This is a genomic window from Shewanella sp. 10N.261.52.F9, from assembly GCF_041471165.1.
Taxonomy (GTDB): domain Bacteria; phylum Pseudomonadota; class Gammaproteobacteria; order Enterobacterales; family Shewanellaceae; genus Shewanella; species Shewanella marinintestina.
The window spans coordinates 114,039-132,843 of record NZ_JBFRNX010000008.1 but is presented as its reverse complement, the minus strand read 5'-3'; the positions used below and the strand labels follow the sequence as shown (position 1 = coordinate 132,843).

General features: G+C 43.4%; 15 protein-coding genes. 6 read left to right on the top strand and 9 right to left on the bottom strand.

Going from position 1 to position 18,805, the window contains the following annotated elements:
* Positions 1-70: 70 nt before the first annotated feature.
* On the bottom strand, positions 71-688 hold the full coding sequence (locus AB4298_RS06390; RefSeq protein WP_248999983.1) for a TetR/AcrR family transcriptional regulator: 618 nt from the start codon (positions 686-688) through the stop codon (positions 71-73).
* A gap of 121 nt (positions 689-809) precedes the next feature.
* Entirely contained in the window at positions 810-1,262 is a 453-nt protein-coding gene (locus AB4298_RS06385; RefSeq protein ID WP_248999982.1) for an Lrp/AsnC family transcriptional regulator, read from the bottom strand.
* A gap of 157 nt (positions 1,263-1,419) precedes the next feature.
* Here AB4298_RS06385 and AB4298_RS06380 point away from each other — a divergent pair, with 157 nt between their 5' ends.
* Complete coding sequence (locus AB4298_RS06380; protein WP_371986087.1) at positions 1,420-2,595, top strand: PrnB family protein; 1,176 nt, start codon at positions 1,420-1,422, stop codon at positions 2,593-2,595.
* A gap of 1 nt (position 2,596) precedes the next feature.
* Positions 2,597-3,712 (top strand): aminotransferase class V-fold PLP-dependent enzyme, encoded by a 1,116-nt coding sequence (locus tag AB4298_RS06375; RefSeq protein ID WP_371986086.1) that lies wholly within the window; start codon positions 2,597-2,599, stop codon positions 3,710-3,712.
* A gap of 57 nt (positions 3,713-3,769) precedes the next feature.
* On the opposite strand, the gene AB4298_RS06370 is transcribed toward AB4298_RS06375, so the two are convergent.
* The gene (locus AB4298_RS06370) at positions 3,770-4,075 is read right to left on the bottom strand and encodes a hypothetical protein (protein WP_371986085.1); all 306 of its coding nucleotides are present in this window, start codon (positions 4,073-4,075) and stop codon (positions 3,770-3,772) included.
* 243 nt (positions 4,076-4,318) lie between these two features.
* Between AB4298_RS06370 and AB4298_RS06365 the strand changes: the two genes are divergently transcribed.
* On the top strand, positions 4,319-5,326 hold the full coding sequence (locus AB4298_RS06365) for a WD40/YVTN/BNR-like repeat-containing protein (protein ID WP_248999978.1): 1,008 nt from the start codon (positions 4,319-4,321) through the stop codon (positions 5,324-5,326).
* 195 nt (positions 5,327-5,521) lie between these two features.
* On the opposite strand, the gene AB4298_RS21380 is transcribed toward AB4298_RS06365, so the two are convergent.
* From AB4298_RS21380 to glnA, 5 genes are all read right to left on the bottom strand, one after another.
* Positions 5,522-5,656, bottom strand: coding sequence for a helix-turn-helix domain-containing protein (locus tag AB4298_RS21380; RefSeq protein WP_527251183.1), 135 nt, complete (start codon positions 5,654-5,656; stop codon positions 5,522-5,524).
* A gap of 45 nt (positions 5,657-5,701) precedes the next feature.
* Complete coding sequence (locus AB4298_RS06355) at positions 5,702-6,130, bottom strand: hypothetical protein (protein ID WP_248999976.1); 429 nt, start codon at positions 6,128-6,130, stop codon at positions 5,702-5,704.
* A gap of 197 nt (positions 6,131-6,327) precedes the next feature.
* Positions 6,328-7,533, bottom strand: a complete 1,206-nt coding sequence (locus tag AB4298_RS06350) for a dicarboxylate/amino acid:cation symporter (protein WP_371986083.1) — start codon at positions 7,531-7,533, stop codon at positions 6,328-6,330.
* Between the two features lie 109 nt (positions 7,534-7,642).
* Positions 7,643-9,844 (bottom strand): carbohydrate-binding family V/XII, encoded by a 2,202-nt coding sequence (locus AB4298_RS06345; RefSeq protein WP_248999974.1) that lies wholly within the window; start codon positions 9,842-9,844, stop codon positions 7,643-7,645.
* 226 nt (positions 9,845-10,070) lie between these two features.
* The gene (glnA, locus tag AB4298_RS06340) at positions 10,071-11,480 is read right to left on the bottom strand and encodes a glutamate--ammonia ligase (protein ID WP_248999973.1); all 1,410 of its coding nucleotides are present in this window, start codon (positions 11,478-11,480) and stop codon (positions 10,071-10,073) included.
* A 674-nt stretch (positions 11,481-12,154) separates the two neighbouring features.
* Between glnA and typA the strand changes: the two genes are divergently transcribed.
* The 3 genes from typA to pdxY all read left to right on the top strand — a co-directional run bounded on the left by typA (position 12,155) and on the right by pdxY (position 17,246).
* Positions 12,155-13,984: a translational GTPase TypA gene (gene typA / locus AB4298_RS06335; RefSeq protein WP_248999998.1), complete on the top strand. Its 1,830-nt coding sequence runs from the start codon at positions 12,155-12,157 to the stop codon at positions 13,982-13,984.
* Positions 13,985-14,635: 651 nt separating this feature from the next.
* On the top strand, positions 14,636-16,090 hold the full coding sequence (locus tag AB4298_RS06330) for a disulfide bond formation protein B (RefSeq protein WP_371986082.1): 1,455 nt from the start codon (positions 14,636-14,638) through the stop codon (positions 16,088-16,090).
* A gap of 292 nt (positions 16,091-16,382) precedes the next feature.
* Positions 16,383-17,246, top strand: a complete 864-nt coding sequence (gene pdxY, locus AB4298_RS06325; protein WP_371986081.1) for a pyridoxal kinase PdxY — start codon at positions 16,383-16,385, stop codon at positions 17,244-17,246.
* Between the two features lie 240 nt (positions 17,247-17,486).
* On the opposite strand, the gene AB4298_RS06320 is transcribed toward pdxY, so the two are convergent.
* Entirely contained in the window at positions 17,487-18,701 is a 1,215-nt protein-coding gene (locus tag AB4298_RS06320) for a 4Fe-4S binding protein (protein WP_371986080.1), read from the bottom strand.
* Positions 18,702-18,805: the final 104 nt, after the last annotated feature.

Below are 18,805 nucleotides of genomic sequence, written 5' to 3'. Positions count from 1 at the left end.
GTCGTCTAGTTAATAGTTAAAAAATACCCGCCATAAGCTCGTATAAGCATAGGCGGGGGAGATAAACTTGTTAAGTTACTTTTTCGGGCATTGTTAAGGCCGATACTGGGGTGGCCAACATAGCTTTGGTTACCAGCAATACGCGCTCAATAACTTTTGGATCACGGCTTAATTTTTTTCTTAAGCTTGCACCTAACCAGAGTTGATATAAAGTCTCTGCAGTATGGGCTGCATGCATTGGTGCTATTGATCCGTCAGCAATGCCAACTTCAATACAATCGGCAAGCCTCGCAATAACTGCTGTCGAACCTTTATCCAACGCAAGACGCATTGATTCAGAAAGATCTGCAACTTCGGCGCTAAGCTTAACCACTAGGCATTTTTGGTCTGCGCAAGTCTCACTTTGAGTACTCTGCCAGCGTAACCAGTAATTCATTAGCCTGTCTAATCCTGATCCTTCTGAAGCAAACAAGGCATCAATATTGGCTAGGTAAGACTTAAAGTAATTGTTAATGATCTCTTCACCAAACTGCTCTTTAGATTTGAAGTAGTGGTAAAAAGAACCTTTAGGCACATCGGCAAATTTAAGGATCTGCGACAAACCAACATTAGAGAAGCCTTTGCTGGAGATTAGGCCATAACCTGAGTCGATGATGTGTTGTCTTGTTTGTTGAGGTTCTGTTTTCATAATGCATACCTTAACACAATTAGACCGGTCGTCTAGTGGTTTTTGAACAAAAATGAATCATCGTAGAACTAAGGGCTAGATTTGACTGGCTACAGACCTGATATATAAGATTGAAGCGCCGCTATAGCGGTAATGTATTGCGGGAAAAGTTTTGCTTTAGTACCACAGTTGACTCAATACCTGCGATGCAGTTTAAACTGCCAAGAGATTTTTTCACGAAGCTTTCATAGCTTAACAGATCGCTAGCGACGATTTTTAGGACATAATCATGGGCGCCAGTTACCACTGAGCACTCCATTACTTGTTCTAAGTTTTGCATGCTTTCTTCAAACATAATGGCGTGTTGGTCTGAATTTTCTTTCAGCCTAACAAAGGCATATACCACAACATTGAGCCCCACTTCTTTAGGATCTATTTGCGCTGCATAGCCGCTAATGACACCACTTTGCTCTAGCTTTCTAACTCGGCGTAGACAGGGCGTGTCTGACATATTTAGCCTTGCTGCTAGTTCGCTAATAGCGATACGCCCTTGACGTTGCAGTATTGCTAGTATGTTGCGGTCCTTATTATCCATGGGTACAGCCTTTTTATTTTTATGGTGAAAATCAGTAACTACTATTCAATTTATAGGGGATTTCGATCTTAATTGGAAGTTATTGAAGCGAATTTGCCGATTTACACTGACCTTAAGCTGCTAGGCTAATTAGCTAGATAATAATAAGGACTGGCAGATGACGCACAATACTCAGGCGTTCGACCATTGGATCCGTACCCGTTTTGTTGAGCTTAATAGTGAGCTTGAATCTTTATATGCAAAACAAGACGATAGAGCAAATGTTGAAGGTATCGGTGAGCACTTGAAAGTGCAGTTAGAAACGGAAGGTAGTGAACTTATCAGCTGCTTACTTCTAGAAGGGAATACTGATGAAGGTTTTGATCATGCATTTGATTTGCTTGGTAATGTAGGTTTGTATATGGCAGCTTGTCGGCGCCATGAAATTACTGAACCTTCTAGAGAAACGACTTCACCACTTGTCGAAGCATCGACCTTAGCTATGCATATTGGTGCGTCTATTGGAGTGACGCCAAGGTTTGCAACAGCTCATCTCACGACTCATAACCGTTCGCAGCAAGGCGTGTATAAACGCTTTACCAACTTAGACGCTGAAAAGTTGTTTGTTGATTACAATACCAAAGGTATTTTGGCTTATAAGCGCGCCGCTGATGCCTTACTTAAGATCCAACCATTGGGAATCGACCATCCTATTGCCTATGACTTATTGCGTGTTGCTAAACACGCTTTACAGGATGTGATTGAATCTAACCGAATCCTGTTTCAGCAACTGAATGCTGATGACTTTTTCTATTGTGTGAGGCCTTATTACAAGCCCTACCGAGTCGGTAGTCAGGTTTATCGAGGAGCGAATGCTGGTGACTTTGCCGGGATTAACGTCATCGATATGCTACTGGGCCTTTGCGCGGCAAACGAGCCAGGTTATTCGCAGATGTTGGTAGATAAGTTTCTTTATATGATGCCGGAAGATCAAAGTATTTTACGTGACTGTATGCGCCGCACTAGCTTTATGGATGAGTTATTAAACATGACGCACTTAAGCAAGCAGGATTGGTACCAGCAAAACGTCGGCGCATTTCTTGAAGTATGTGATCTTCATGGTGAAACCGCGATTCAGCATCATAACGAACTGGTTACTAAATATATTGCGCTGCCATCAAAAGAGATGGCTGAACAGCATATGTCAAAAGTGACTGCGAGCGGTCCTCCTTTACCTGTATTACTCAACTCACTAGAAAAATTGCGTGATAGAAGATCTGCGGCAAAACGCGATGATATTAATACCCGTTTTGAGGATATAAAGGTACTTAAGGCTAGTCTGGAGGTGCGCTAATATGAGCTCATTTAAAGATGATTTTATCTTAGCGTCTGGCAGTTACTTGCTTAACCACTCCGTAGGTCGCCCATTGAAAACAGCTGAGCAGGCGTTTAGCACTCAGTTTTTCACGCCGTGGCAGACATCTGGTAGAGAACCTTGGCAAGATTGGTTGCAGGTTATTGAGAAGTTTAATCAAAGTTTGGCTAAGTTGTTTAATGCCAAAGTCACTGAATTTTGCCCGCAAGTGAATCTGTCGAGTGCGTTGACCAAGCTGATAATGTCGCTTGAACGATTAGAGCGACCTAATGCTGTGGTGTTGATGAGTGAGATTGATTTTCCGAGTATGGGTTTCGTGTTGCAAAAAGCTCTACCAGTTACCTGTGAATTACGCTTTATTCCAAAAGAATTAGACGTAACTGATGCTGCTGTGTGGCAGCAATATATTAGTGAGGATGTTGATTTAGTCTTTGTCAGTCATGTGTATTCTAATACCGGACAACAAGCCCCTTTAAATGAGATTGTTAGCGCTGCTAAGTCGCAAGGTACATTGACTTTGATTGATGTTGCGCAATCCGCAGGGATAATTCCACTCGATCTGAGTCAGCTACAGGCTGATTTTGTTATTGGTTCAAGTGTGAAGTGGTTGTGCGGTGGCCCAGGGGCGGCATACTTATGGATTGATTCAGTGCATATAAGCAAGTGTCAGCCAAAAGATGTCGGTTGGTTTAGCCATGAAAACCCTTTTGAGTTTGATATTCATGAGTTTCGCTATCATCAAACAGCATTAAAGTTTTGGGGCGGAACGCCATCAATTGCACCTTATGCGATTGCAGCCCATAGCATCGACTATTTTGCCAATATTGGCTCATTGAAGCTTAGGGAGCACAATCAGATGTTGATTGAGATAGTTGCCAAGCAATTAGAAGATGTCCTGATATCTCCAAGAGAGCGGTATGCACGTAGTGGAACCATAGTGCTGCATTTTGGGGCTAGACAACAGCAAGTACTGAAGTCTCTAAATACTGCAAACATTAGCGTAGATGTGCGCTGTGAAGGTATACGAGTGTCACCACATATTTACAATGATATGAATGATATTGAGCAGTTATTAACGGTTATTGCTATAAGCTAAACAAGTATAGAAAAGGTCTTATCAAAGACCTTTTCTATACTAAATTGCCTATCTGGGTTAAGGCTTAACAGCTCTTAAATTTACTTTTCTATAATCAAATTGCTGATTAATTCTGTTTAGCTCTCCAACAGAGATCTTCGAAAGTAAGGTTGTACCTTGCGCATCGGTAACAAACTTCTTTGCAGTGCGATTAACAAAGTCGACGACATAAACACTATCATCATTTTGGGCTTTAGCTGTGGCAACGGCATCTTTGTCAGAGCAATCATTACACTTAGTAATAGGGCTCATAGCAGCAAGACTAACGCTGGAAAACAATAGTCCTGCGCTAAGCAGTGTTATCTGGGTAATTTTCTTTTTCATTGTAAGTTCCTTATTACATAAATGTGATCTTGGTCACACTTTTAATTTAGGGGATAGGTTAGGAAATGTCCAGCTTAAATGTTATTAACTTGTTGTTTCGTAATGTGTTATTTAGTTTGTTCTAATTGTTGTTTCCGGCAGTTTTTTGATCTAAGTAACTAAGTTAATTATGTTATTTTAGCTTGCCTATCACACATGATTGGCCGATAGTTAAGATTAGTACTGCACTATAAAAGGAATTTTATGAAACTATTCATGCTGTTAATTAGCATCTGCTGTTTCAGTGTTTCAGCAATGGAATGGCGCATAGAGTCTATCGCGTCAGGCGCGTCATTTCGTGGTAGTGCGGTATTTGAAGATATCGCTTGGGTGACTGGTAGCGGCAATCGAGTGTTTATCTCTAAAGATGGCGGCCAATCGTGGCAAGATATTTCAGTTAAAGGCCAGCCGTTAACGGATTTTCGCGATATTGAGGTATTTGATGCCAATACTGCCATAGTAATGGGCGCTGGCGCGGGCGGTTTATCAAAACTCTACATCACTAAAAATCAAGGGCTCAGCTGGGAGCTTTTATTTGATAACCCTGATGATCTTGGTTTTTTCAATTCCATTGCTTTTTGGGATCGTAATAATGGCTTATTACTTGGTGATCCCGTTGGTGGCTGCTATGTGATTTTACGTACAAGTGATGGCGGTAAAACTTGGCAGCGTATCGCACAAGCTGAGCTACCTGAAATGCTCGATAAAGAGGTGGCTTTTGCGGCTAGCGGTAATACGTTAATTGTTGATAAGCGTAGTAGAGCTTGGTTTACCTCTGGCGGCTTTAGTAGCTCAGTTTACAGTAGCGCAGATTCAGGTGCCCATTGGCGCAGACGGCCAGTGGCACTTTATGATGATACTCAAACTGCTGGTGGTTATGGCTTAGCTTTTAATACCTTAGGCGATTTATTTGTATTTGGTGGTGATTACCAACAGCGCGACAAACATGATGCCAATATGGTGTATCGAAAGGGCTATGTTTGGCATAAGCCTCCGGGGGCAACACCGGGGTTGCGCACTGCGATGGCGTGTTATCAAGAAACTTGCATTGCAACGGGTAAGCTGTCGACGGATATTTCCCATGATCATGGTTATAGCTGGCAGCCACTGCTGATCAACGGTGAATCACAAGGTTTCTTTACCTTAGCTATTGATGGAAATACATTAGTTGCAGCAGGGCATAATGGTCGCGTTGTAGTGCATCAGTTTTAGTTTATTGTTAGCTGTTATTTTATGACTAGATACATAATTAATGCGCCAATGCAGCCGCCAAATAAAGTGGTAACAGTGAGCAATATTCGTTGTTGGTATAACGACACCTGTTGCATCTGCTCATGAGTTGGTTTGGGGAGTACAAGTAATTGCTTTTGTTCCACTTCAAAAACTGCACATAAACCCAATAGCGTGTCATTCGATGCGGCTACCTTCCTTCTCTACTCGCTGCACTGTCCGTAGGCTAATGGCGCATGCATCTGCCAAGTGCTGCTGCGTCCAGCCTTTTTCCTGTCGTAATGTCCTGATCGCGAAGGGGTTAATTTCCATATCTGACTCCGCTAGCTTCCTTGTAAAGTGGCAACATGTATCTACTTACCCTATAAAATAGTGGGTAAATAAGGCAAATAAACCGCCAAAAATCAATCCTGCTACAAAGCACATAAATATTTGCTTACGAGCGGATTTATTATCCTTGTCGAGAAAGGCTTTGGTTTCAGTGGCTAGATGTTCACCGCTGCGATACAAACTGCATTCAACCGTGCCTTTGAACAGGCTAGTGACTTTAAACCTGACTTCATAGTCACTACCTAAATGGCAAAATTGATGTGAACTACGCATGCCGAAACTGCGCTTCTCAGTGATAACTTCATCGTTGAGGTAAATGGTTTCTTTACCTGAATATCCCGAACCATGAGCTGTGATGCGCACATCTTGATCGTTGAAGTAATACCAGTATCCATTGCTGATTGTTACTTGTTCCATTTGGCTATCCATTTTATGGCGATTGATTGAGTGTTCCATACTTGCTCCTTGCTATGTTGACAGTAGAAGTTGACGAGAGCAAGTTCAGCATGAATAGATGGTTTTCTCTGCGTCATGGATATGACAGGCATTAAAAAGTCATATGACAGTGAGGCTGCCATATGACTACGTGCTTGTTATTTATGACTTTAATTTGTTTGGGTGAAAAAACTGACTTTTAGGTACTATCCAAGCCTCTACTGCTTTACATAGTGGCGACCACTGATCCGCTGGATAATTTGGGTGGCATTAAGATCATGGATCACGTTGATGACGGTTGCAGGAGCATCGGTAACAGCACCAATAATCACTAGAATAGGGATAGCTTCAATCGGCAAGCCTAAGGTGGTGACAATGAAAATCTCACCAAGAAACGCACCGCCGGGGACGCCGCCAATCACAAAGGCTGACAGCACTGAAATCAATATTGTGATCGCAAAAACATCGGCGCTAAAATCTAAGCCTAGAATCGAATAGATAAACACAATCTTAAGCGCTGTGGTCATGGCTGCGCCGCCCTTATTAAGATTGACTAGCAAAGGCAAACTGATGTCGGCGATGTCTTCTCGCAGCCCCATTTTATTGGCGGCTCGAATATTTACCGGTAACGAAGCCAATGAAGAGCTGGTGCCTAAAGCCGTTGCTGAAGGCTCAATAGCGTTACGCCAAAACTGTTTAACCCCATTAAAGCCACCGCCTAGCCATGCATAGAAAGTGCTGCCTAAGGTGTAATAAATCGCTGCTGCGATAAAGAATAAGCCAATTGCGCGGGCAAAGGTGCTTAATAGCTCGCTGTCTTGACTGGCCATGGTTGACGCAAAGTAAGCCCCAAGACCAATAGGTGCAGCAACCATTAAGATTGATACGATTTTCATTATTACAGTATTGAGGCTATCGAGCATGGCTGAGACTTTCTCACCATCTTTACCTGATTGGCCAATCGCGATACCGCTAATTACCGACATAATAATCAACGCTAAAATGTTGGATTTTGATAATAGACCGACAAAGTCATTAGTGGTGAGTAGGCTGACAAAATCCATATCCCCAGAGCCAGCAGTGATTTGCTGCTGTAGATCTAAGGTCACGCCTTGAGCGGGATCGTAAATTGATGCTAAACCGATAATGCCGAGTGTGGGGATAATAGCCATGACAATTGATACTAAAAAAATAGTTATTAGTATTGCGCCGAGACGTTTTAAGTCTGTCATGCGTGCAATAGATGAGGTTACGCTAATAGCCACTAACGGCACGATAATCATAAACAATAGGTTTAAAAATATCTGGCCTAATGGTTTTAGTTTTAAGGCAAATTCAGGCGCAAAGATCCCGATTATGCCGCCTAGCATTAATGCTGAAAGTAAAATAAATGAGCTGCGATAAGGCGCGAGTTTTTGCCACATGATTATTATTCCGTGAATGATGTCTGATGATATTCAAGACATGGGTTAAGCCAGTAATCAGCAAATAAAGAGGCCTGCGTGTGGCAGGCCTATTTGAGTACCATGACTGTTAACGTCCGCGTCTTCCTTCACGCATGGAACCATGCTGACGGGCGTTACGGGCACGATTTAGGCCTTCTCGGTCAAAGTTGTGATTATTCACTGGCCGATTGATACTGTTGGGCCGATTTACTGGGTTGTTAGGCCTTGCAGGTTGAGGATTAGACAGAGATTTAGGCTGAGATATTTCACGATTGTTTATCCCTGTTTCAATTTTCTGACGTGTTTCAGGTGCAGGTGTCCAGCTACCTTTATCACGGCTTTGCCATTTTCCATCTAAGTCTCTAGCTACATTGCCATTTTTATCGGCAAAGACGTTATTTGTGCGAGCATTGTTGTGATTGGCTTGTTTAAACTTATTATTAATCTTTGCTGGATCAGCATTGCGATTACGGGTTTCTGGACGGTTATAAAGATTGTTTTTACCGACTCGGTTGCCAGTGAGCTTGTTGCCGGAAATATTGGTATTAGCGAGTTTATTAGAGATGTTGGTGCGATTACCAATACTCACGCTGTTACCAATATTGATATCACCCGTATTAATCACCACTGGGCGACGATAGCCACCTCCATAGTAGCCGCCACAGCAGCGACCCGGATAATAGTGATTGCCCCATCCGGCACTCCAACCTATGCCTACACTAAAGAAACCATTGCTCCAACTTACGCCCGCGTTCCAGCCTGTCCATGGGTTATAACCCACGTGTAAACCCCAAGTCGGTGGTCGTGGATAATAGTAACGTCCCCAATACGGAGGGTAATACCAGCCTGTGCCATAAACGGGCACGCCATAATAAGGGTATGACCACATATAACCTGGGGTATAACCGACATACACTACTTCAGGTGTTGAGTCGTAGATTTCAACGTAAGTGGTGTTATACACAGGTGAGCTTGGCGGGATTTTGGCGATTTCATCATTAGGAATGTTATCAGCAACTTGCCAAGGCCCTTTGGCATTGGATGCTGTAAACCAAACGCCGTTATCAACAGCATAATATTGGTTGTTAATTTTTAATACTTGAGTAGCAGTGTTGACTGCGTAGGCGACTTTAGTGCCGGGAATGGCATCAAACTTAGGCTCACCATCATATTGCACACTGAGCTTTGCCGCATCACGTTTAATGGCGGCAGTTTGTGGAATTTGTGCATCAAGCATAGCTTGGTCGGCTTCAGTGGTGCCTGCCACCGACACGCGTAAGCCACCGATATCTGATTCTGGCGGAATATCATTAAAGCTCGTAGGCAGTTTGTCTGCGCGGACGAAACTCCAAGGACCTGCTTCTTTTTTAGATTTAAACCAACGACCAGAGAGTAGCAGATACATTTCACCGCTTGAAGTTTCACGGATCCATGCCGTTTCAGTATTACTGACATACAGCAGCTTGCCTGCGGTTAAGCTTTTCCATTGCGGTTTACCATCGGTAGATACTAACTCTGTTGGTTTATCGACGGCAATGACAGCGGGGGCATCTGCCGTAGCTGCGTTGCCGTTGTTGGAGTCAGGGAGCATCTTAACTAAGTCTTCAGGCGGATATTCGGTCGCTTGCCATGGCCCCATAGGGTTATCAGCCGTGTACCAATACGTACCATTGCTAAGGAAGAGTTTTTTGGTTTGCTTATTACGTGCAACGGCAAAAGGGGTGTTAAGTGCGCGTTCATACGGACTATTTTCAATATCTCTAAATTGTGGCGTGCCATCAAAAGCAAGTAGTACCGCTAGCTGTTGACGAAATAAAATATCGGGGGCATCGCTTTTGATTTCCGCCAGACTTTGTTTTTCTTGTTTAGCGTTAGCAAGACTTGCAGATAAACGCTGCATAGAGATTTCAAACTGACTATTTTCAAGTTCCTTTTCAACCACTTCTGTAAATCGCTGCTCATCAGCGGGTTGAGAGTCTGGCCAGCGTACCTTGGTGACTTCAATATTGCGCACCGTAGCAACGTCTTGGTTAGTATCGATGCGGGCACTAAACCAGAAAGCACCGAAAATAGGCTCGTCTCTGTCGATTAACTCAAGTGACATCGCCGCGCGGCCTTGTAAGATATTGCCATTTAATGATTCAGGTTGTGGCTGATACACCACAATGGTGCCTTCTTTGGCGGTGACATCTTGTGGCCATTCAATGGCTTTAGCGGGCAAGATGCCGAGCGTTAATAGCAATGACAACCAAATCACAGTTTTGGTTAAGATTGAAATGCGTGCAGACATGATAGCTCCCTCTATTACAGTTAAGTACAAGCTAACATAGTTGCTTGTTTTTGCAGCACCTTTATGTCAATTGGTATTAGGTATATTTAGTTTTGTATGGCGCTGATATAACTATAGTGGGTTGAGAGAGTGTAAGAGGAATTATGATCTAATAAAAAAGCCCTAAACATTGCTGTTTAGGGCTTAAAGGCTAACCAAATGCTTGGTTAGCGGCTCAACTCAAGGATTACAAGCTGTAGTAAAGCTCGAATTCTACTGGGTGAGTTGTTTGGTTAATGCGCTCAACGTCTGCAGACTTAAGGGCGATGTAAGAATCGATAAAGTCGTTAGTGAATACGTCGCCACGAGTTAGGAACTCACGGTCAGCATCTAGACACTCAAGTGCGTTTTCTAGTGAAGTTGCAACTGTTGGGATTTCTGCAGCTTCTTCAGCTGGAAGATCGTATAGATCTTTATCCATTGCTTCACCTGGGTGGATCTTGTTTTGGATACCGTCAAGGCCTGCCATTAGCATTGCAGAGAACGCTAAGTATGGGTTAGCTACTGGGTCACCAAAACGAACTTCGATACGACGACCTTTTGCACTTGGTACCACTGGGATACGGATAGAAGCAGAGCGGTTAGCTGCTGAGTAAGCTAGCATCACTGGCGCTTCAAAGTGTGGTACAAGACGCTTGTAAGAGTTAGTTGATGGGTTAGCAAATGCGTTAATAGCACGAGCATGCTTAATTACACCACCGATGTAGAACAATGCTGTTTCACTCAATCCGCCGTATTTGTCACCAGCAAATAGGTTTACGCCGTCTTTAGCTAGAGACTGATGCACGTGCATACCGCTACCGTTGTCACCAACGATTGGCTTAGGCATGAATGTCGCGGTCTTGTTATAAGCGTGAGCAACGTTATGTACTACATACTTAAGCACCTGAACTTCATCAGCCTTAAGGGTTAGCGTATTGAAACGTGTTGCGATTTCGTTCTGACCAGCAGTCGCCACTTCGTGGTGATGCGCTTCAACAACCTGACCCATCTCTTCTAGTACTAAACACATAGCACTACGGATATCTTGTGAAGAATCAACTGGTGCTACAGGGAAGTAACCACCTTTAACCCCTGGACGGTGACCTTTGTTACCATCTTCGTAGCTGGTACCTGAATTCCAAGCTGCTTCTTCTGCGTCAACTTTGTAGAAACAACCTGACATGTCAGCACTGAACTTCACATCGTCAAATAGGAAGAATTCTGGCTCTGGACCAATCAGCACTGTGTCAGCAATACCTGTTGAACGTAAATAATCTTCTGCTTTCTTAGCAATAGAGCGTGGGTCACGGTTGTAACCTGTCATTGTGCCTGGATTTAGAATGTCACAACGGATGTTAGCTGTCGTTTCAGCAGTGAAAGGGTCAAGTACGAAACTTGCTGGATCAGGCATCAATACCATGTCTGATTCGTTAATGCCTTTCCAACCTTGGATTGAAGAACCGTCGAACATTTTACCATCTTCGAAGAAGTCAGCGTCAACTTGGTGAGTAGGAATTGAAACGTGTTGCTCTTTACCTATGGTGTCGGTAAAACGCAAATCAACAAATTTAACTTCTAGTTCTTTTAGTTGTTGTAAAACTGATTCTGCAGACATTCTCAAATCTCCGAGTAGGGTAAAGGGTTGTCCCTTTGTTTTATCTTTAAATATTTAGCGCTTAACGCGATTCTGATATTTGTATAGCGAGAGTCGTGCCAATATTATAACTTATTGAATAATAATAGTTGTTTGTTTTCGTAATAATTCAGGTTAACGCGTTTTGCACTATTTTGGTGCGCGCAATGGATCTATATGGTGCACGCGCTATTACGGTGCAGGCAGCCTGTGAACTAGATTATGGCTGGCTTGCTCTTGCGTTTTAAACGAGCGGACAGAATAGCTAAGCTAAATCGAATTTTATAGGGTGTAGCTCAAGGAAATAGCATCTGTATTTCAATAAGTGTTATTGCGATTAAAAACAGTCAACAGCGAGAGAATAAAAGGCGTAAATCTATTGGTTAATATGGCTGAAATTACTTTTAAATCGCTAAATATTGAATTTATCTAGGAAGCAGATACTAATAGTGTCACACAAGGAAAGTATAAAAAAGTGTATAAAAAGCGGGCGTTAGAGTGAAAAAAATCAATGCGAAAGAGTTATTTTTAACGATTGGTTAAAAATAATCCTGTGAGATAACGCCGAGCTAGAGTAGAATGTCACGCTTTTTATTGCAACTACTATACTAGATTGGTTTTAGTCGTTGTCAGTAACCCCCCTATATTTTATACCGATGGTAAGAGGTTTAGCCGTGTTAGAGAATTTACGTAACATCGCCATTATTGCACACGTTGACCATGGTAAGACTACCTTGGTTGATAAGATGCTGGCGCAGTCAGGAACCCTTGAGTCTCGAGGAGAAGCCACTGAGCGGGTGATGGATTCAAATGATCTTGAAAAGGAACGTGGTATCACGATTCTGGCCAAGAACACTGCCATCAAGTGGAACGATTACCGCATCAACATCGTAGACACCCCAGGTCACGCCGATTTCGGTGGTGAGGTTGAGCGTGTTCTATCTATGGTTGACTCAGTATTACTACTAGTTGACGCAGTTGATGGTCCAATGCCACAAACTCGTTTCGTAACTAAGAAAGCTTTCGCTCAAGGCCTAAAGCCAATCGTTGTTATTAACAAGATTGACCGTCCAGGCGCACGTCCAGATTGGGTTATTGACCAAGTATTTGACTTGTTCGACAACCTAGGCGCTACTGATGAGCAGCTAGATTTCCCAATCGTTTATGCTTCTGCACTAAACGGTTTTGCAACATTGGATCCAGACGAAGTTAGCGCTGACATGACGCCGCTATTCGAAACGATCGTTGAAAAAGTTTCTTCACCAGATGCTGATGCTGAAGGTGATTTCCAGATGCAAATTTCGCAAATCGACTACAACTCATACGTGGGTGTTATCGGTATTGGCCGCATCAAGCGTGGTAGTGTTAAAACTAACCAACAAGTTACAGTTCTTGGCGCTGACGGCAAGAAACGTAACGGTAAGATTGGCCAAGTATTAGGTTACATGGGTCTAGAGCGTCACGAAGTATCTGATGCTAATGCTGGTGACATCGTTGCAATTACTGGTCTTGGCCAGCTACAGATTTCTGACACCATTTGTGCCCCTACTACTGTAGAAGCACTACCAGCTCTATCTGTTGATGAACCAACTCTAACCATGACTTTCCAGGTGAACACTTCTCCGTTCGCTGGTAAAGAAGGTAAGTTCGTTACTTCACGTAACATTCTTGAGCGTCTACAACAAGAGCTAGTACACAACGTAGCACTTCGTGTTGAAGAAACTGACAGCCCAGATCGTTTCCGCGTATCAGGCCGTGGTGAACTTCACCTTTCAATCTTGATTGAAAACATGCGTCGTGAAGGTTACGAGCTAGCAGTATCTCGTCCAGAAGTTATCATCAAAGAGATTGATGGCGAGATGTGTGAGCCGTTCGAAACACTAACTGTTGACGTTCAAGAAGAACATCAAGGTGCAGTAATCGAGAAGCTTGGTACTCGTAAGGGTGACATGAAGGACATGCAGTTAGACGGTAAGGGTCGTGTACGTATCGACTTCGTTATCCCTAGCCGTGGTCTAATCGGTTTCCAAACTGAATTCATGACAGCGACTTCTGGTACTGGTCTAATTTACCATTCATTCGACCACTACGGTCCTCTGAAAGGCGGCGATATTGGTCAACGTGCACGTGGTGTATTGATCTCTAACGCAACTGGTAAGGCACTAACATTCGCACTATTCGGTCTGCAAGAGCGTGGTCGTCTGTTTATTACTCACGCTGCAGAAGTATACGAAGGTCAAGTAGTTGGTCTTCACGCACGTGCTAACGACCTTACAGTTAACTGTTTGAAAGGTAAGCAGCTAACTAACATGCGTGCATCTGGTACTGACGAAGCGCAGGTACTAACTCCGCATATCGAAATGACACTAGAGCAAGCTCTTGAGTTCATCGATGATGACGAATTAGTAGAAGTAACGCCACTGAACATCCGTGTTCGTAAGCGTTTCTTGACTGAAAACGAGCGTAAGCGTCATAACCGTAAGTAATGACCGCGTTTAGCTTCAACCTTTAATTAGGTTAAGTATTGAAAGCCCCCAACATGCAAATGTTGGGGGCTTTTTTGTTATCTGCAGTTTTGTGTGTTTAGTGGCATTGCTCACCCTATTCCCAGATCTTTGTTTTAAATCCCATTAATTCAAGCTTTTAGCCTAGAGTCACAACTCGCTTTAGAGTGTGAATCTCTACTCGCCAGTCTGCTAGCCATAAGCGCTAGCGCTCACTAATTTAGTGATAAATGAACCTGCTTAGCAAAAATCAGAATACGCTAATACTCATTTGGAGGTATGGCGGTTGCGGCACATTATTTTAGTTCGATTTACCGTAATTTAGTCTCAGCTTGAGTAACTTGCACTACAAATTACCAAGTATTACAGCGATTGCTGTCGACATTTTTAGCCGATATTTGGCTTATTGCTAAGCGCATTTTTGAATTGAGTTCTAGTGAACTCTATTGGAGAAAGTTGTGGAATTTCTACTTTTTTGCCTAATTTTTATTGCTTGTTTCTTGGTTGCCTTTAAACCTCACAAACAAAAAATGGCGCATATTTTTTTGGCTCTGAGCATTTTAATGAGCATGGGAATTTGGTTGATCGCCACTTGGGGCATGTTAGTGCCTGCTGGTAACTTGTGAGAACACTATGATGAATGAATTAACAGTAAACAGAATTATATCGTTAGCGGCATTAGCGCTAATTGCTTTACCAGTCGGTATCGCTTGTATCATCTTGGGCTTTGCCATGGGTGACACCCCTTGTATTCTTTGCTGGCAAGAGCGCACCGCGATGGTGCTGGTATCGCTAATCGCAATTTTCATCATGCGTTACGGTTTAAAGCCAAAGTATATCGGCGCACTGATTATCACTGCCGTATATGGCTTATGGGCGGGTTACCGTCATAGCTCAGCGCATATTTTGCGTGATATTGGTCAGGGCTTTGGTCCGGCGATTTTTGGCGTTCACACCTATGTATGGGTGATTGTGGTCTTTGCGATTATCTTATTGTTTGCCGGCGTATTAATGCTGCTACAAGGCGACAAGCTAGTAGAGAAGAGCGATAGCAGTGAATGGAGCCTACTGAACAAGATCACGGTCAACGTGTTCCTAGTCATTATTGGCTTCAACATCGTACAAGCCTTTACGCAAACAGGCCCATTCCCCTATATCGGTCAAAGCGATCCTGTGCGTATGACCTTTGATTCAGAGAAAACCATTTGGTCTACGGCTAACTGGCCAACGCTTTCTAAGCTGTCAGCTCGTGGTGCTTACTCAATCGAGAAACCTGATTTTGCAAGCATGACTCAAAATGATGCGACTAAAGTTGCCACAAGCGACGAGCTTCAATTGCTTAAAAGCGTTGAGCTACCAAGTGACATCTTCGGCTTAGCAACGGGTATGAGCTACAACCCTCAAAGCAAGTTATACGCAGTAGTGACTAGCAATAATTGGGTTTATTTCTTAGATGACACGCTGACAAGTATTTTAGCAAAAGTGCAGATTGATGCTGCTTTCTCTGCTGAGATCTCTAACCTTGCGGGTGTGACTTTTGACGGCGAAACATCGGTATTAGTTACAGCGGATCACAAGAGCTTTGTACGCGTTGAGTACGATCCAAGCGTGAAGTTTGATGATACTTATGGTCGTTTCATTGAGGGCACAGATGGCGTGCGTGAGCTAAAGCGTAGTCGTTTTGCGACAGTGCGAGCTAAGTACAACTACGTTGCTAACGTGGGGTGGGACGCGAACACTCAAGAGTACTTAATGGTGACCTTGCCTGATCTGAAGCGTAATAACTTTGTGGTTTCGCGTTTAAGTGGCAAAGACTATGAACTTAACAGTGAAGCGATTATTAGCATTGACGTTGAGCAGTACCCGAATGTAACCGGTATTAGCGTAGCGGGCGATAAAGCTTACTTGCTTAGCCATTCGGGTCAGCAAATGTTAACTATGGATTTAGCTTCAAATGCCGTTGTTACAGCGAGTGATATTGCGGGCCTTAATAACCCACAAGCGATGACTGTTGTGAATAATAACTTTGCAGTACTGGATGCGACAGAAGGTAATAACCGCGTTAACTTTTACCAAGTTCAGCATTAATCTGTTAAAGCTAAGCATTAAATTGCGTTGAGAATACCCAGCCCTTAATTAATCGTTAAGGGCTTTTTTTTATGTCAGAAGTTAGCCTACATGGCGCTTAAAGACTGGCTAATGCTAACTTGTCGTATCAATCTCACTACAAATATCAGTGTAATAGCTCACAGGTTGATTAAGTTTGAGAATACTAATTTAGCCTAATTGGTATAATCGATAAAAATCTCTGCTAGCTGTCAATCAACGGCAATAGAGCACCCTCAATCAACATCGCTAATAAAATTAAAGGTAGTGAGCAATGAAGCGGATCTTATCCATTCAATCCCATGTGGTATTTGGCTGTGCTGGTAACAGCAGCGCAGTATTCCCTATGCGTCGTCTAGGAATGGAAGTTTGGCCGATTAATACGGTGCAGTTCTCAAACCATACGCAGTATGCACAAGGTTGGGCTGGAATGATCATGCCAGCGGGTCAGATCACTGAGTTGGTGCAAGGCTTAGATAATATCGGCGAGCTGAAAAACTGCGATGCACTATTAAGTGGCTACTTGGGCAGTGCTGAACAAGGTGCTGAAATTGCCGCAGCAGTGAAGAAAATGAAAGCGCTTAATCCTAATGCCATCTACTTTTGTGACCCTGTTATGGGCCACCCTGAAAAGGGCTGTATTGTGTCGCCAGGTGTGCAGGAGTTTTTAAAAACTCAAGCCTTAGCAGTAGCAGACATTATTGCGCCAAACTTATTAGAGCTAGAAACCCTAACTGACACCGAGCTGCATAATCTAGACGAAGTGATTCAGGCTTGCCAAAGCCTACTCGCGAAAGGCCTGAAAATGGTTGTGGTTAAGCACCTTGCAAAAGCGGCCACCAATAAAGATCAGTTTGAAATGCTGTTAGTGACTGAAGATGGGAGCTATTTAATCTCGCGTCCATTATACGAATTTGAAAAGCAGCCAGTGGGTGTGGGCGACTTAATCAGTGGCTTGATGTTAGCTAATCTGCAAGCGGGTTGCGACCCAGTGGAAGCTTTTGAGCGTACTAATGCGTCAGTTGATGCAGTATTGCTAGAAACCTTTAATCAAGGTGCATACGAGTTGCAATTAATCCGCGCTCAAGATGCCATAGCAGCCCCTTCGATTAAGCAACAGGCGCAAAAAGTTAGCTAGTGTTAACTTGTCGCTAAATGTGCTCAATGATGAACACGAAAAAGCCCTGAATCTGACATTGATTCAGGGCTTTTGCTTATTGGGTGTAGCTAATAGAGTGTTTAGCTCTCTGCAGAAGTGAAAACCACGCCTAAGCTCGACATTATAACCACCGCCAGTCCCGCATTAGGTATCAACTTATTAAACTGTTTCTCAGGGAGTTGATATCTAGTCAGTCTCTGCTTTTTCTAGACCCTTCTATCAATGCCCAATCCTATCCAAATGCTGGATCAGATACATTCTTGCCTCTACAGGCGTTTCGCTGTGCCAGAAGCCACCTAAATAGGCGACTAGCGGTAATAAGAACATTATCGTTAGTAGCATAATGGTGAGTCCACGAGCAGACAGTTTCCAGCCATTTCGAGTGCTAAAATGTAGTGCTTCTTTCTTTGGACAAGCCGACACGCAGCGCATGCAAGCCTGACATTCATCTGAGCGGATGTTTATCTGTTTATGTACCGAGATATTAGCCGGACAGGCACGGCTGCATTTATCACAGCTCATACCTTTGGCGTCAATTAAGCAGTGCTCGGTATTACGGCGGATCTTAAACGGACTTAAAAAGCTTATTATCCCTAGTAGCGCGCCATAAGGGCAGATATAACGGCAGAAGCCTTGTCTACGCCAAGCTGCTAGCCCGAGAATAATGCTAAAGCAGATGATAGTGACTAGCCCTGGGGTTACGAAAAACAGCGCCATTTTAAGATCGGCAATCTTATGATAGTTACTGTTTAAATAACCCGGAATGCTCATGGTTGGCATACCAATAATAATATACAGCAGCGCCAGCAATAACAGATACTTGAGCATGCGCAGTGGCCAGTCAATCCAGGCTGGTGGCAATAGTTCTTGCTTGATAAAACGGGTTCTGAGTTTATAGAGGTATTCACCTGCAAGCCCAAGTGGACAAGCCCAGCCACAAAAGGCACGCTTACAAAGTAGGCCAGTTAGTAAAACGACTGTTAGCATAACCGCTGCAGCAGGATGGTTCTGATCCCAAATTCCTAAAGTGATAATAGCCTTTAATTCAATACCCCCAGCAATCGGTAAAAAGGCATCACCAACGTCTGGACGCATTAACCAAGGGGTAATTCCTGCTTTTAAGAGAGCCGAATTAACAGCAAATTGCACACCAACAACGAGCATTGATAGTGCCAGCAGGTGTTGTACGCCTTCTCGCAAGTTGTTGGCTCGCATATCGCCCTGTGCGATAGCTGGCTGTAACTTATTCACTAAACCTATTGTGATAGTGGCAATTGCCAATGCAGCAATAAGCGGCCAATAGAGGCTGGACACGATTGCGCCAACAACGAGTCCTCCACTCGCTAATGCACCCCACTTTTTACCGCTCCAATAAAGTAGGCTGACACTGTAGGTCAATGCTATAGCAAGGGTTAATGATTCAATAAAGCTCATAGATGTATCAGTTCAATGATGATTGATACTATTGTGAAAGCTTTTTAAATCAGAAGTTCTTAAAGGGTTTTCAGCTTGTGGGGAAGATCGACAATTTGAAACTG